Origin of the sequence: Sphingomonas sp. HF-S4, from assembly GCF_032911445.1 — a bacterium.
GTDB lineage: Bacteria > Pseudomonadota > Alphaproteobacteria > Sphingomonadales > Sphingomonadaceae > Sphingomonas > Sphingomonas agrestis.
In genome coordinates, this window is the sequence record NZ_JAWJEJ010000001.1 from 1480510 (window position 1) to 1493344 (window position 12835).

Sequence of the window (12835 nt, forward strand, 5' to 3'; positions counted from 1 at the left end):
GCGAGGCCAGACTTTCTTGACCACGCGCAAGCCGATCAATCCCCGGTGAGGATACGATCGACCAGCTGCTTCACCGTTGGCACGAAGCCATTCGAATAGAAGGGATCGCGCTTGAACTGGTAGGCGCCGTGCCCGGCGAACATCAGGTTCTCGTGCACCGGGCCGCCATGCGCAATGTCCTGCAGCGTCTTCTGGATGCAGAAGCTGCGCGGGTCGGCGAGCCGGCCGGTCGAGTTGGTCTCGGTATCCGCCCAGGACGAGAACTGGCACTGGCTCAGGCACCCCATGCAATCGGCCTGATCCTTGCGGATGATGCCCTTTTCCTCCTCGCCGACGAAGACGAGCGTATTGTCGGGGGTCTTGAGCGCCGAAGTGAAGCCGAGCCCGAACCATTCGCGCGCGCGCAGCAGATCGTTGCGCGTCACCCAGAAATTCTTGCCCTTCACGCCGACGTCGAGCTGGAAGGTGTGGTCGCCCGCTTCCTCGGTCGAATAGGGGATCTGGCGCTCGCTGCGCGCCTCGAGGCTGCGCAGGAACGGATTGCGCACTGCCGAGGAGTAGAAGCCGGTCGGCGAGAAGCGGTGGAGCAGGATGTCGCCCTCCTCCAGCTTCATCAACTCGTTCTTCCACTCCTCGGGGATCGGGCTCTCCTGGGTGAGCAGGGGGCGCGTGCCGAACTGGAAGGCGATCTTGCCGAGCTCGGGATTGTCGATCCAGTCGTTCCAGTCGCGCAGATACCAGACGCCACCGGCCATCACGATCGGGACATCGTCCGAGATGCCACCCTCGCGCATCGTCGCGCGCAGGTCGCGAACGCGGGGGTACGGATCCTGCGGGATCAGCGGGTCCTCGGCGTTGGACAGGCCGTTATGCCCGCCGGCGAGCCAGGGATCCTCGTAGACCACCGCCGCGAGCCACTCGCTCGCCTTCGAATAGGCACGCTTCCACAGCGCGCGGAAGGCGCGGCCCGAGCTGACGATCGGCAGATAGCTCACGCCGTAGGAGGCGGTGATCTCGCTGAGCTTATAGGGCATCCCCGCGCCGCAGGTTACGCCCGCGACCATCCCGCGAGTCCGTTCAAGCACGCCGTGCAGGATACGCTGGGCGCCGCCCATTTCCCACAGCACGTTGATATTGACCGCGCCCTTGCCGCCGGCGATCTCGAACGCCTTCTTGACCTGGGTCACCGCGCCTTCGATCGCGTATTCGACCAGCTCCTCATGGCGCTCGCGCCGCGTCAGCGCGCGATAGATTTGCGGGATGATCTTGCCCTCGGCATCGTAGCTGTCGGCGTTGACCGCGCTGACCGTGCCGATGCCCCCGGCCGCCGCCCAGGCGCCCGCGCTCGCATGGTTGGTCGCGGCGACGCCCTTGCCACCCTCCACCAGCGGCCAGACTTCGCGGCCGTTATAATTGATGGGGGTCAGACCCTTGAACAAAACTACCTCCGGAAAAATTTGCGGGACGCTAGACGGAACCGGCGCGCGACGCGAGCGGCAATTGTTACCCTAACACACCCGGCCGTCCCATCGCGGCGCCATAGAGGCGGGCATACGACGCAATCATCTCTGCCTCGTCGAACAACGCACGGGCGCGGATACGGTTCTGTTCGCCAATATAGCGCATCGAATCGGGGTTGCGCGCCAGCGTGTCGATCCGGTCGCGCAGGTCGACCTCATGGTGCCGCGGGGCGATGAACTGCGCGTTCTCGCTCGATACCATCGTCGGCACGTCGCCGACCCGGGTCGAGACCACCGGCAGCCCCGCCGCCATCGCCTCTAGCACCGAAATCGGCGCCTGCTCGCTCTTCGACGACATCGCATAGATGTCGAACAGCCCCATATAGCGGTGCGGATCGGGCAGGAATCCGGGTAGGATCAGCTGGTCCTCGATCGCCATCGCCTCCGCGGCGTCGAGGATGTTTTGCCGCTCGGGGCCCTCGCCGACGATCACCAGCTTGAAGCGCGCATTGACCCCGGCGCAGGCGCGGATCAGCAGCGGCAGATCCTTGACCGGCCGCAGCCCCGCGACGCAGCCGATGAACACCTCGCCCTCGCGCTTGTTCTGGAGCCCGGGGATCACCGAGGCATCGGGCTTCTGGGCAAAGCGCGCGGTCGGCACGCCATTGGCGATGCGATGGATGCGCTCGGCCGGCTGGCGCCAATGTTTCAGCGCGATGCGCTCGAGCACCTGGCTCGGCACGACCAGCGCATTGGCGGCGGGCAGCGCGATCCGGCGATACATGTTGCGCACCGGGCTCAGCCGCTGGGCCTCGTCCTGGTTGAACCCGTCCTCGTGATGGACGATCGGCGGCAGTCCCTTGCCGAACACCCGCGCCGCCATCACCCCGTCGATCGCGCCCCAATTATAGGTGAGGACGAGGTCAAAGCGCCGCATGAACCGCGCGATCTCCTCGTAGCGCTTGACCGACGGCCGGCCGACGAGCGGCGGCGGGTTCTGCGCGATCTCGACCTTGATCCCCTTGGCGATCGCGTCGCGCGCGCCGAGCTGGTCGGGCATCGCCGAGACGATCGTGTGCCGCGCGCGGTCGCCGAACGCATTCATCAACCGGACGGCACGCGCTTCCTTGCCGCCATAGTTGAAGGTCGAGTGGAGGTGGAGGATATGGACGGACATGCTGGGAGGGGTGCTTAGCGCTCCAAACCCATGCCGTCACCCCGGCCTAACGTGACGGCTAAGTCGCTGCCTTCGCCAACAGCCGCTCGATCGCCGCAACCACCTCGGGCTCGTCGAGCGTCGGCGCGTGCCCCACGTCCTTGACCGTTACCAGCTCGCCCTGCGGCAGCCGCGCCAGCATCTTCTCCGCCGTGACGGCACTCAATATGTCCGATCGCTCGCCGCGCACCACCAGCACCGGCTTGGCCTTGAGCGCATCGATCGTCGGCCACATGTCCGGCCCGGCCTCGTTGCCCGGCACGCGGAAGGGCTCGGCGATCTTCATGTCGTAATCGAGTACGATCCGCCCCGAGCTGTTCACCCGGTACAGCCGCTTGGCCATGCGCAGCCAGTCTTCGATGGTGTAGTCGGGGTAAACATCGGCGTTACCTTCGGCGACGGCGCGGGCGGCGTGCATCCAGGTCGGGTGCCAGACGGCCTTGCCGACATAGGTGCGGATCCGCGCCAGCCCGGCGGCTTCGAGCTGGGGGCCGACATCGTTCAGCACCGCGCCCGCCAGCTTGGCGCCGTCGGTCGCGGCGAGCAGCATCGTCACGATCCCGCCGAGCGACGTCCCCACCGCAACGAAGCGCTTGATCGCAAGCTCGTCCAGCAGCGCCTCGATATCCTGCAGATAGGTCAGCGGGACATAGGACATCGGATCCTTGGCAAAAGCACTCTCGCCGCGCCCGCGGAACTCGACCAGCACGACGCGCCGTTCCCCCGACAGCCGCGTCGCCAGGCTTTCATAGTCGCGCGCATTGCGAGTTAGGCCAGGAAAGCACAGCACCGGCGGGACGTCGTCGGCGCCGGGATACTCACGATAATGCAGGCGCAGGCCGTCTTTCGACCACCAATAGCCATCGCTGTAGTTGCGCCGCTCGCCCATTGCTCCCCATATCGCCGCATGGCCCTAACTCCGCAACAGGCGATCCTCGAACTGGGCGACGCCTTCTACGATCCGGTCCACGCGGCCGGATTCCCCGAGACCCGGCTGCGCTTCCGCAACGATCGCGCCGCGGCGGAGGTCGGGTTGGCGGGGCTGAGCGACGATCAGTGGATCGCGCATTTCGGCCGGTTCAAGCCGCTGCCTGGCGGTCTCCAGCAGCCGCTGGCGCTGCGCTATCACGGCCACCAGTTCCGCGTGTACAATCCCGAGATCGGCGACGGCCGCGGCTTCCTGTTCGCGCAGATGACCGACGACCGGGGGCGGCTGATGGACCTCGGCACCAAGGGATCGGGCCAGACCCCCTGGAGCCGCTTCGGCGACGGCCGGCTCACCTTGAAGGGCGGCGTCCGCGAGATCCTCGCCACCGAGATGCTCGAAGCGCTGGGGGTCGAGACATCGCGGACCTTCTCGCTGATCGAGACCGGCGAGGAGCTTCATCGCGGCGACGAGCCCTCCCCCACCCGCTCGGCGGTGCTCGTCCGGCTGAGCCACGGCCATATCCGCATCGGCACCTTCCAGCGGCTCGCTTATGCGCAGGATCTCGACAATCTCCGGAAGCTCACCGGCTATGTCCTGCGTCACTATTATGGCGAGGAGGCCGGCGACGACGCGCCCCAGCGGCTGCTCGGCCATGTCGCGTCACGGACGGCGCGGATGGCGGCGCGGTTCATGGCGGCGGGCTTCGTCCACGGCGTGCTCAACAGCGACAATATCAACGTCACCGGCGAGAGCTTCGATTACGGACCGTGGCGCTTCGCCCCGAGCTGGGATCCCGGCTTCACCGCCGCCTATTTCGACCAGCAGGGCCTCTATGCCTTCGGCCGCCAGCCCGAGGCGATCTATTGGGATGTGATGCAGCTCGCCAGCTCGCTCCGCCTGATCGCCGAGGAGGACCCGCTGATCGAGGCGATGAAGGGCTTCCCCGAGACCTTCCAGCAGGAAGTCGCAAGCGCGATGCTGTGGCGGCTGGGCGTCGTGCCGCTCGGGCCTGAGCACGACCGCGGGCTGGTCGGCGCGATCGAGCGCGTGTTGGTCGAGACCGGGGCGCCGATCGACCGCTTCTTCTTCGATGCTTTCGGTGGAAAGCTGCCGGCCAGCTATGGCGAACCGTTCGCCGATCTGCGCGCGCGCCTCGCCGGCTATACCCCGCGCAAGGCCCGCGACCATCCCTATTGGTCGGATGCCGCACCGTGCTCGATGCTGATCGACGAAGTAGAGGCGATCTGGGCAGCGATCGCCCATGCCGATGTCTGGACCCATCTGGAGGCTAAAGTCGCCGCGATCCGCCGGATGGGCGAGGCGCTGGCCTAAGCCGCGTTCCATTCAGCTTCCCCTCCCTTTCAGGGAGGGGTTAGGTGCGGGTGTAACCTCGGGCGAGGCTCGATGCCTCGGCCGAGGCTGTTTTGCCGAAACCGAGGCTGTTTTGCCGAAACGGCGGAGATTCTTTTTGGGCGCGCAGACGCGCGCACCCACCCCCAACCCCTCCCTGCAAGCAGGGAGGGGAGTTGTTTGGCTGCACGTCGATTCGGCGTGGGGGTTGGCAAGCCTTCCCCATTTCGGGCAAGAGCGACCACATTCTTCCGGGGATTCAAACACACCCAATGCCGGGAACGGAAATCATCTCGACCGAGCCGGCGACGGGCGCCGTGCTCTGGCGTCAGAAGATCGGCGATGCCGACGTCGAAGTCGCGCACGCACGCCGCAGCTGGGCCGAATGGGCCGCGCGTCCGCTGGCCTACAGAATCGAGGCGCTGCGCCGCTTCGCCAATGTCGTGCGGCAAAAGGCCGATGCCTTCACCGACCTGCTCGCCCGCGAGACCGGCAAGCCGCTCTGGGAAGCGCGCACCGAAGTCGAGACCGTGATCGGCAAGGTCGACATCTCGGTCACCGCCTATTCGGAGCGCACCGGCCAGCGCCGGATCGAAGCGCCGATGAACACGCGGCTCGCGCTGCGCCACAAGCCGCACGGCGTGCTCGCGGTGCTCGGGCCGTATAATTTCCCCGCGCATCTGCCCAACGGCCATATCGTTCCCGCGCTGCTCGCGGGCAACGCCGTAGTGTTCAAGCCCTCGGAGAAGACCCCTGCGAGCGGCGCGTTCCTCGTCGACTGCTTCCACGCCGCGGGCATCCCCGAAGGCTGTATCCGCCTGCTGGTCGGTGGCCCGGACGAGGGCAAGGCGCTCGCCGGCCATCCGGACATCGATGGCCTGCTGTTCACCGGATCGGCCAACACCGGCATCGCGCTCAACCGCCAGTTCGCCACCCGGCCCGAAAAGATCCTCGCACTCGAAATGGGCGGCAACAACCCGATCGTCGTCTGGGACACCCCCGATCTCTATTCGGCCGCCGTCCTCGTCATCCAGTCGGCCTTCACCACCGCGGGCCAGCGCTGCACCGCCGCGCGCCGGCTGATCGTCGACCAGAACCTCTTCGATCCGCTGATGGAGGAAGTGAACAAGCTGATCGGCCGGCTGATCATCGGCGAACCGCACGACGATCCCGCGCCATTCATGGGCCCGGTGATCGACAACGACACCGCCGACATGCTGACCGAGAGCTTCCTCGCGCTCTCGACGATGGGCGGCCGCCCGCTGCGGCACATGGAGCGCCCGATCGAGGGTCGCCCGTTCATCACCCCGGGCATGATCGACATGACCCAGGCCAACGACAAGCCCGATGTCGAACTGTTCGGGCCGGTGCTCCAGGTCTATCGGAAAGCGACCTTCGAGGAAGCGATCGCCGAGGCCAACGACACGCGCTACGGACTGTCGGCGTCGCTGGTCAGCCAGAACCCGCGGCTTTACGACCAGTTCTGGGCGAACATCCGCGCCGGCATCGTCAACTGGAACCGCCCGACCAACGGCGCGTCGTCCGCGGCTCCCTTTGGCGGGGTCGGCTGGTCCGGCAACCACCGCCCGAGCGCTTATTACGCCGCGGATTACTGCGCCTATCCGGTGGTTTCGTCGGAATCCGAGCAGGCGCGCGCCTCGATCGGGCTGGGGCTGCGCGACGCCTGAGGCCAGCGCCGCAGCCACGGACCGGCATGGGCCAGGCTCATTAGCAGGTACATCGGCACCATCCCGCTCCACGGCGAACCGCCGCACAGCCGCTCGACCGTGCCGCCCTGCGTGCCGAGCAGCGCCATCACCGCGAATCCCGGCGTCGCCGCGAGCGCCAGCCCGTCGGCGACGCGGTGCGCAAGCGTCATTTCTCGGCGTTGCGGAACGCCGCCTCGCCGGCATCCGACACCTCGACCCATTTGGGATCGGGAGTCGGCTCGGCGTCGTAATTGTCGTGCCAGTTCCACCATTTGTAGGTCGGCGTCTGCGGATAGCCTTCGGGCGAGTCCTCCCACAGCTCCTGCCGGCCGAGCGCAGTCAGGTCGAGATAGCTCCACACCGTCCCCATCGCCTCGTCGCCGCGATTATTGATGAAATAGGTGCGGTAGATGCGGTCGCCGTCACGGAGGAAGACGTTGTGCCCGTGCCACTCGTCGACCCCGAAATCCTTGTCGAAATCGTCGGTGATCGTAATCCAGGGCATGTCCCAGCCCATCCGCGCCTTAAGCCGCGCGATATCGGGCTGCGGCGCGCGCGAGGCGTAGACTAGGCTGGTGTCGCGCGCGTGGAGGTGCGCGAGGTGCGAGACCTGGTCGGCGCCGAGCGAGCAGCCGCGGCAGCCATGTTCGGGCCAACCGTGGACGCCGGGCTCGAAGAAGGCGCGATAGACGATCAACTGGCGGCGGCCGGCGAAGAGGTCGATCAGGCGCAGCGGTCCGTTCGGCCCCTCGAAGTGATAGTCCTTGTCGACCGCCATCCACGGCATCCGCCGCCGCTCGGCGGCCAGCGCGTCGCGCGCGCGTGTATGCGCCTTCTCCTTGACCAGCAGCGCGGTGCGGGCCGCCTCCCACGCCTCGGGCGACACGATCGACGGGTGGCTTTCAGGCAGCTCGGGCATCAGCGTGCCTCCTCACCGGTGACATCGCCGATGCGCGGCAGGATCTTGGTCCAGCCGCCCTGCATGTTGCGATAGGCGGTCTCGTTGCGCGGCAGGTGGAAGCCCGAATGGACCAGGGTGAGCCGGGTTCCGCCCTCGACCGGTTCAAGCGTGAAGGTGACGACCGTGTCGAGCGGCGAGCCATAACCCGCATTGCCCTCGTGCCCGCCCTTCCACGAATAGGCGAAGCGCCGGTTGGGCTCGGCCTCTAGCACCTCGCACTCGATCGATCCGTCCCATTCGCCCGCCGACGAGGTCTGGTAGGTGAAGCAGCTGCCGGGTACGGGCGAGAAATCGCTCGGCGTCATTCCCAGCCAGCGCCCGATCAGCGCGCCCGAGGTGATCGTCCGCCACACCTTGTCAGGCGCGTGCGGGAAAACCTGGTCGAGCACGATCTCGCCGGCGCGAGCCTGCAACAGGGTGTCGTTCACGAATCGATCTCCTCCAGAAGCGTTCGCAGCGCGTCGAGCCGATCGCGCCAGAAAGTCTCGTAATGGCCGAGCCAGTCGAACAGCGGCGCCAGTCCCTCGGGCCGGGCACGATAATAGACCTTCCGCCCCTCGGGCCGCTCGGCGACCAGCCCGGCCTGCTTGAGCGACTTGAGGTGCTGCGAAACCGCGCCCTGGGTAACCCCGCTGGCGCGGGTCAGATCGGCAACGTTGATCTCGCGCGTGCGGGCGATCCGATCGAACACCGCGCGTCGCGTGGGGTCGGCAAGCGCGCGCATCACGGTGTCGATGGGCTGGGTCTGGAGCATGCGAATCAATTAGCAATTGCTAATGCATTAGTCAATGCTAATGTGAATTCACGCCTGTTTGGCTGGACAGCACCTCCCGCGGCTCGCTATCGGCGCGGCATGCCTGTTGTCGCCACGATCATGAATTCCACCACCGGTCAGCCGATCCAGAAGCTGACCTTCGGTCGCATGCCCAAGCCCTGGGCCTCGTTCACGCTGGAGAGCGGCGAGCTCGTCACCGCCGATCGCGTCGATGTCGGCAAGCCCGCGCCCGGCAAGGTCGTGGTGCCGGTGTCGGTGTGGGTGACGCCCAAGAAATAGCGGCAACACTTCCTTACAGCCTTAACCCTCCCCGGGCATTGAATCGTGACCGGCCTCGCCCTAGATTCATCTCTGCGGGACCGGGCCCCTCTGGCGGCGGCTTCATCACCTGAAGCCCCGTGATGTCGGACCGCATCGAGCTAGCTCGGTGCAGGTTTGGCGGCTGTCCGCCACCTCCCCTCACCGAAACGGCTCGATCGATAGAAACTGTCGATGGAGTGGCATGTGAACAATGTAATCGAGCGGCTGATCGCCGCGCACCGCACCCTTAACCGCGAGATTCGCAGCGAGCTTTCGCGCCGCGTGCCGGATCGCTTCCGCTTGAGCCAGCTCAAGAAGGAACGGCTCGCGATCAAGGACCGGCTGTTCCGCCACCTCCCCGACGCGGCCGAGATGCGCCGTATCGCCCGCGGCGCGATCGCCCGGGCACGTCACGCCTAAGGAGACCACGTACGTGGACAATCTTTCCGCCTTCAATCGCAGCGCCGCCGCCGCCGCGCAGGTCCGCTATGACGAGGGCCTTCGCCGGCACATGCTCGGCATCTACCGCAACATGGGCATCGGCCTGGCGCTTACCGGCCTGGTCGCGCTCGCGGTGGCGAATACCCCCGCGCTCGTCGCCTTGATCTTCGGCACCCCGCTCAAATGGGTGGCGATGCTGGCGCCGCTGGCGTTCGTGTTCTTCTTCACCTTCCGCATCGAGCGCATGACCGTTGCCGGCGCCCGCACCGCGTTCTTCGCGTTCGCCGCGATCATGGGCGTTTCGATGGCGAGCATCTTCCTGGTGTTCACCGGCACCAGCATCGCGATGGCGTTCTTCACCGCGTCGGCGATGTTCGCGGGCCTGAGCCTGTGGGGCTACACCACCAATCGCGACCTGACCGGCATGGGCAGCTTCCTGATGATCGGCCTGATCGCCGTCATCGGCGCGAGCCTGGTCAATCTGCTGCTCGGCTCGAGCCTGTTGCAGATGGTGGTTTCGGTGATCGGCGTGATCGTGTTCGCGGGCCTCACCGCCTGGGACACGCAGCGGCTCAAGAGCGAGTACATCACCTACGCCAACAGCCAGGCAGTCGAGAAGCTCGCGATCATGGGCGCGCTGTCGCTGTATCTGAACCTCATCAACATGTTCCAGCTGCTGCTGGGGCTGATGGGCGAACGGGAGTAATCCTATGACCGGCACCTTCACTTGCCCCGTCGACGGCACCAAGCTGGTGCCGATGGAGCGATCGGGGATCGAGATCGACCATTGCCCGAGCTGCCGCGGGGTGTGGCTCGATCGCGGCGAGCTCGACAAAATCATCGAGCGCAGTGCGGTCCAGGCCGCGCCCGCACCGCCGCCTCAGCAGCCGGCGGCACCTTGGCCCGACCAGCGCCCGCGCTATGACGACCGCCAGCACTATCAGGGCGGGCACAAGGGCCAGTACGGCCACAAGCGTAAGAAGTCCTTCCTCGAAGAACTGTTCGATTAAGTCCCCCTTCCCCCGAACAGTTCGAACCTGCCCGTCGCCGATCGCTCGGCGGCGGGCTTTTCTTTGTCGGGCGTCCGGCGTTATCCTTGCGCCCCGAAGGGAGGGCAGGACATGGTCACGCGCAGGACGCTCATCGGCGGCTCGGCCGCGCTTGCGGCGACGCTGGCGCTGCCCGCCAAAGCCGCCCCCAGCCCCTTCGTCCGGCGCGAGGGCACGCGGCTGATGCTCGGCGACCGGCCCTATCGCTTCTCCGGCGCCAACCTCTGGTATGCCGCCTGGCTCGGCGCCGATGCGCCCTATGGCAATCGCGACCGCTTGCGGCGCGAGCTCGACACGCTCGCCGCGATGGGGGTCACCAACCTCCGGATCGCCGCCTCGGCCGAGGAATCGCCGCTCAGGAACGCCGTCAGTCCCGCCTTCCACGGCGCCAACCCGCTATCGGCCGATCCTGCGCTGCTCGGCGGGCTCGACTTCACCCTCGCCGAGATGGCGAAGCGCAACATGAAGGCTGTGCTCTACCTCACCAATTTCTGGGAATGGTCGGGGGGAATGATGACGTATCTCTATTACGTCACCGGCAGCTTCATCGACGTCGGCGATCCGGCGCACCCCTGGCCCGCTTTCCCCAACGCCACCGCGCAATTTTACGCCAATGCCCGGGCAGTCGCGCTCAACCACGCCTGGGTCCGGAAAATCGTCGGGCGGACCAACGCGATCACGCGCACCGCCTATCGCGACGATCCGACGATCATGGCCTGGCAGCTCGCCAACGAGCCGCGCCCAGGCGGGGCGCCCGAGACCGCCGCGCCGCTGCTCGGCGCCTACAACAAATGGATCCGGGACAGCGCGCGGCTGGTCAAGTCGCTCGACTCGAACCACCTAGTCTCGACCGGCAGCGAAGGCACGATGGGCAGCGTCGGCAGCGCCGAGATCTACCGCGCGGCGCACGACGTCCCCGAGATCGATTACCTCACAGCGCATATCTGGCCGCTCAACTGGAGCTGGGTGGATGCCAAGGACATCCCCGGCACGCACGACGTCGCGAAGGCCAAGGTCGCCGACTATCTGCGCGAGCACACTACGCTCGCCCGCGACCTCGGCAAGCCGCTGGCGATCGAGGAATTCGGCTATCCGCGCGACGGGGGCAGCTACGATCCCAAGGCCAGCACGCGTTTTAAGGATCTCTATTACCAGCAGATCTACGACGCGGTACTGACCAGCGCGCGCACTGGCGGGCCGATCGTCGGTTCGAACTTCTGGGCCTGGAACGGCGCCGGCCGTGCCGTGCATGGCGACTATCGTTTCCAGTCGGGCGACACCGCGTGGCTGGGCGACCCGCCGCACGAGCCGCAAGGCTGGTACGGCGTGTTCGACAGCGATACGAGCACAAGCGAGGTGATCGCGGCGCACGCCCAGGCGCTGGCGAGCGTGGGCGAGCCGATCGCATAATCCCCCCGGGCACGGGGAGGAGAAAAGCTCCGCTACGCCCACCCCAAGCATCCTTCGATTGCCCCGCGCGCCGCGCAGGCCCATCTCCCGCAGCATGGCATCCCTGCTCGACCCCTCCGCGCGTGGCCGCGTAATTCTCGTCGGCGCCGGCCCCGGCGACCCCGGCCTGCTCACCGTACGTGCCGTCGAGGCGCTGCGCGAGGCCGACGTCCTCGTCCATGACGGCCTCGTCGACTCGCGCGTGCTCGATCTCGCGCCCCAGGCGCACCGCATCTCGGTCGCGAAGCAGCGCAATCGCCACACGCTGCCGCAGGACGCGATCAACGCGCTGATCGTCGCGCATGTGAAGACCGGCGCGATCGTCGTGCGATTGAAGGGCGGCGATCCTTTCATCTTCGGCCGCGGCGGCGAGGAAGTCGAAGCGGTTCGCGCCGCCGGCCTGCGTGTCGAAGTCATTCCCGGTGTTTCGGCCGCCTTGGGCGCCGCCGCCGAGGCAATGCTGCCGCTCACCCATCGCGACTGGTCGAGCGCGGTCAGCTTCGTCGCCGGACAGTGCAAGGGCCTCAGCGACCAGGACTGGTCGGGCCTCGCCGGCAAGGGCCGCACGCTGGTGATCTACATGGGCGTCGCCAATTGCCCGGCGATCGCCGACAAATTGATGGCCGACGGGGTCGCACCGGACATGCCCGTCGCGGTGCTCGAACGCGCCACGCTCGAGGGCCATCGCGCGATCCGCACTTTGCTCGCCGACCTGGGCGACCTGGTCGAGCGCGAACAGGTCAAGAGCCCCGCGATCATCGTCGTCGGCGAAGTCGTCCGCCTCTCGGACGCCGAGGACAAGCTTGTCGCCTGGGCGAAGGCAGCGGAGTCGCTGGCATGAAGCTGCTCACCGGAAACGACCTCGCCACCGGCGACGTCACCTGGTGGACCGGCACCGGCTGGTCGCGCCACGTCGAGGAGGCCGAGGATGTCGGCGAGCAGGGCGAGGCGATCGCCCACGCCGAGGAAGGCGCGCGCCGCGTCAACGGCCCCTACGTGATCGACGCCACCGCCACTCCCGAAGGCCCCCGCCCCGCGCACATCAAGGACCGCATCCGCGCGCTCGGCCCCACGGTGCGGCCGGATCTCACGCTCAAGCCGGCCGACCCCGAGGCGGGGAGCTGGGTGATATGAATACCCCCCTCTCCCAGTTCGCGCTGAGCTTGTCGAAGCGCCGTCCTGTTTGCGGGTCCAAGA

Annotated in this window: 16 protein-coding genes; 9 read left to right on the forward strand and 7 right to left on the reverse strand. The window is 67.0% G+C overall.

The features are described from left to right. Positions 1-35: 35 nt before the first annotated feature. The 3 genes from RZN05_RS06305 to RZN05_RS06315 all read right to left on the reverse strand — a co-directional run bounded on the left by RZN05_RS06305 (position 36) and on the right by RZN05_RS06315 (position 3565). The gene (locus tag RZN05_RS06305) at positions 36-1439 is read right to left on the reverse strand and encodes an NAD(P)H-dependent flavin oxidoreductase (protein ID WP_317225769.1); all 1404 of its coding nucleotides are present in this window, start codon (positions 1437-1439) and stop codon (positions 36-38) included. 64 nt (positions 1440-1503) lie between these two features. After that, the gene (locus RZN05_RS06310) at positions 1504-2637 is read right to left on the reverse strand and encodes a glycosyltransferase family 4 protein (RefSeq protein ID WP_317225770.1); all 1134 of its coding nucleotides are present in this window, start codon (positions 2635-2637) and stop codon (positions 1504-1506) included. 58 nt (positions 2638-2695) lie between these two features. Further along, a complete protein-coding gene (locus tag RZN05_RS06315) occupies positions 2696-3565 on the reverse strand; it encodes an alpha/beta fold hydrolase (protein WP_317225771.1) in 870 nt (289 codons plus the stop codon). Between the two features lie 18 nt (positions 3566-3583). Here RZN05_RS06315 and RZN05_RS06320 point away from each other — a divergent pair, with 18 nt between their 5' ends. Further along, positions 3584-4936 carry a protein adenylyltransferase SelO family protein gene (locus tag RZN05_RS06320; protein WP_317225772.1) on the forward strand — a complete coding sequence of 451 codons (1353 nt, stop codon included), beginning with the start codon at positions 3584-3586 and terminating at the stop codon, positions 4934-4936. Between the two features lie 290 nt (positions 4937-5226). Beyond that, the gene (gene astD / locus RZN05_RS06325; RefSeq protein WP_317225773.1) at positions 5227-6642 is read left to right on the forward strand and encodes a succinylglutamate-semialdehyde dehydrogenase; all 1416 of its coding nucleotides are present in this window, start codon (positions 5227-5229) and stop codon (positions 6640-6642) included. Here astD and RZN05_RS06330 read toward each other — a convergent pair. From RZN05_RS06330 to RZN05_RS06345, 4 genes are read right to left on the reverse strand one after another with little or no spacing between them, the layout of a single operon-like run. Next, positions 6573-6833: a hypothetical protein gene (locus tag RZN05_RS06330; RefSeq protein WP_317225774.1), complete on the reverse strand. Its 261-nt coding sequence runs from the start codon at positions 6831-6833 to the stop codon at positions 6573-6575. The two genes, astD and RZN05_RS06330, sit on opposite strands and share 70 nt — an antisense overlap. Beyond that, complete coding sequence (locus tag RZN05_RS06335) at positions 6830-7582, reverse strand: DUF899 domain-containing protein (protein WP_317225775.1); 753 nt, start codon at positions 7580-7582, stop codon at positions 6830-6832. Before RZN05_RS06335 ends, RZN05_RS06330 begins: the two co-directional genes overlap by 4 nt. Further along, positions 7582-8052 carry an SRPBCC family protein gene (locus tag RZN05_RS06340; RefSeq protein WP_317225776.1) on the reverse strand — a complete coding sequence of 157 codons (471 nt, stop codon included), beginning with the start codon at positions 8050-8052 and terminating at the stop codon, positions 7582-7584. The genes RZN05_RS06335 and RZN05_RS06340 overlap by 1 nt, the downstream gene beginning before the upstream one ends. Further along, positions 8049-8378, reverse strand: coding sequence for an ArsR/SmtB family transcription factor (locus RZN05_RS06345; RefSeq protein WP_317225777.1), 330 nt, complete (start codon positions 8376-8378; stop codon positions 8049-8051). Before RZN05_RS06345 ends, RZN05_RS06340 begins: the two co-directional genes overlap by 4 nt. Before the next feature lie 99 nt (positions 8379-8477). On the opposite strand from RZN05_RS06345, the gene RZN05_RS06350 reads away from it, so the two are divergent. The 7 genes from RZN05_RS06350 (at position 8478) to RZN05_RS06380 (ending at position 12772) form a co-directional block, all read left to right on the forward strand. Then, positions 8478-8678 carry a hypothetical protein gene (locus RZN05_RS06350; RefSeq protein WP_077508492.1) on the forward strand — a complete coding sequence of 67 codons (201 nt, stop codon included), beginning with the start codon at positions 8478-8480 and terminating at the stop codon, positions 8676-8678. 225 nt (positions 8679-8903) lie between these two features. Beyond that, positions 8904-9119: a YdcH family protein gene (locus RZN05_RS06355; protein ID WP_317225778.1), complete on the forward strand. Its 216-nt coding sequence runs from the start codon at positions 8904-8906 to the stop codon at positions 9117-9119. A 91-nt stretch (positions 9120-9210) separates the two neighbouring features. Beyond that, positions 9211-9846, forward strand: a complete 636-nt coding sequence (locus RZN05_RS06360) for a Bax inhibitor-1/YccA family protein (protein WP_317227575.1) — start codon at positions 9211-9213, stop codon at positions 9844-9846. 4 nt (positions 9847-9850) lie between these two features. Beyond that, positions 9851-10150: a TFIIB-type zinc ribbon-containing protein gene (locus RZN05_RS06365; protein WP_317225779.1), complete on the forward strand. Its 300-nt coding sequence runs from the start codon at positions 9851-9853 to the stop codon at positions 10148-10150. A gap of 111 nt (positions 10151-10261) precedes the next feature. Then, positions 10262-11599, forward strand: a complete 1338-nt coding sequence (locus RZN05_RS06370; RefSeq protein ID WP_317225780.1) for a glycoside hydrolase 5 family protein — start codon at positions 10262-10264, stop codon at positions 11597-11599. 94 nt (positions 11600-11693) lie between these two features. Beyond that, entirely contained in the window at positions 11694-12479 is a 786-nt protein-coding gene (cobA, locus tag RZN05_RS06375) for a uroporphyrinogen-III C-methyltransferase (RefSeq protein ID WP_317225781.1), read from the forward strand. Further along, positions 12476-12772, forward strand: a complete 297-nt coding sequence (locus RZN05_RS06380; RefSeq protein ID WP_317225782.1) for a DUF2849 domain-containing protein — start codon at positions 12476-12478, stop codon at positions 12770-12772. The genes cobA and RZN05_RS06380 overlap by 4 nt, the downstream gene beginning before the upstream one ends. Positions 12773-12835 lie beyond the last annotated feature (63 nt).

Bases quoted from the DNA above. Each gene is read 5' to 3' on its own strand.
- RZN05_RS06315 (WP_317225771.1), bottom strand. From the start codon at position 3,565: ATGGGCGAGCGGCGCAACTACAGCGATGGCTATTGGTGGTCGAAAGAC.
- RZN05_RS06320 (WP_317225772.1), top strand. From the start codon at position 3,584: ATGGCCCTAACTCCGCAACAGGCGATCCTCGAACTGGGCGACGCCTTC.
- RZN05_RS06380 (WP_317225782.1), top strand. From the start codon at position 12,476: ATGAAGCTGCTCACCGGAAACGACCTCGCCACCGGCGACGTCACCTGG.
- RZN05_RS06345 (WP_317225777.1), bottom strand. From the start codon at position 8,378: ATGCTCCAGACCCAGCCCATCGACACCGTGATGCGCGCGCTTGCCGAC.
- RZN05_RS06310 (WP_317225770.1), bottom strand. From the start codon at position 2,637: ATGTCCGTCCATATCCTCCACCTCCACTCGACCTTCAACTATGGCGGC.
- RZN05_RS06330 (WP_317225774.1), bottom strand. From the start codon at position 6,833: ATGACGCTTGCGCACCGCGTCGCCGACGGGCTGGCGCTCGCGGCGACG.
- RZN05_RS06370 (WP_317225780.1), top strand. From the start codon at position 10,262: ATGGTCACGCGCAGGACGCTCATCGGCGGCTCGGCCGCGCTTGCGGCG.
- RZN05_RS06365 (WP_317225779.1), top strand. From the start codon at position 9,851: ATGACCGGCACCTTCACTTGCCCCGTCGACGGCACCAAGCTGGTGCCG.
- RZN05_RS06350 (WP_077508492.1), top strand. From the start codon at position 8,478: ATGCCTGTTGTCGCCACGATCATGAATTCCACCACCGGTCAGCCGATC.
- cobA (WP_317225781.1), top strand. From the start codon at position 11,694: ATGGCATCCCTGCTCGACCCCTCCGCGCGTGGCCGCGTAATTCTCGTC.
- astD (WP_317225773.1), top strand. From the start codon at position 5,227: ATGCCGGGAACGGAAATCATCTCGACCGAGCCGGCGACGGGCGCCGTG.
- RZN05_RS06360 (WP_317227575.1), top strand. From the start codon at position 9,211: ATGCTCGGCATCTACCGCAACATGGGCATCGGCCTGGCGCTTACCGGC.
- RZN05_RS06335 (WP_317225775.1), bottom strand. From the start codon at position 7,582: ATGCCCGAGCTGCCTGAAAGCCACCCGTCGATCGTGTCGCCCGAGGCG.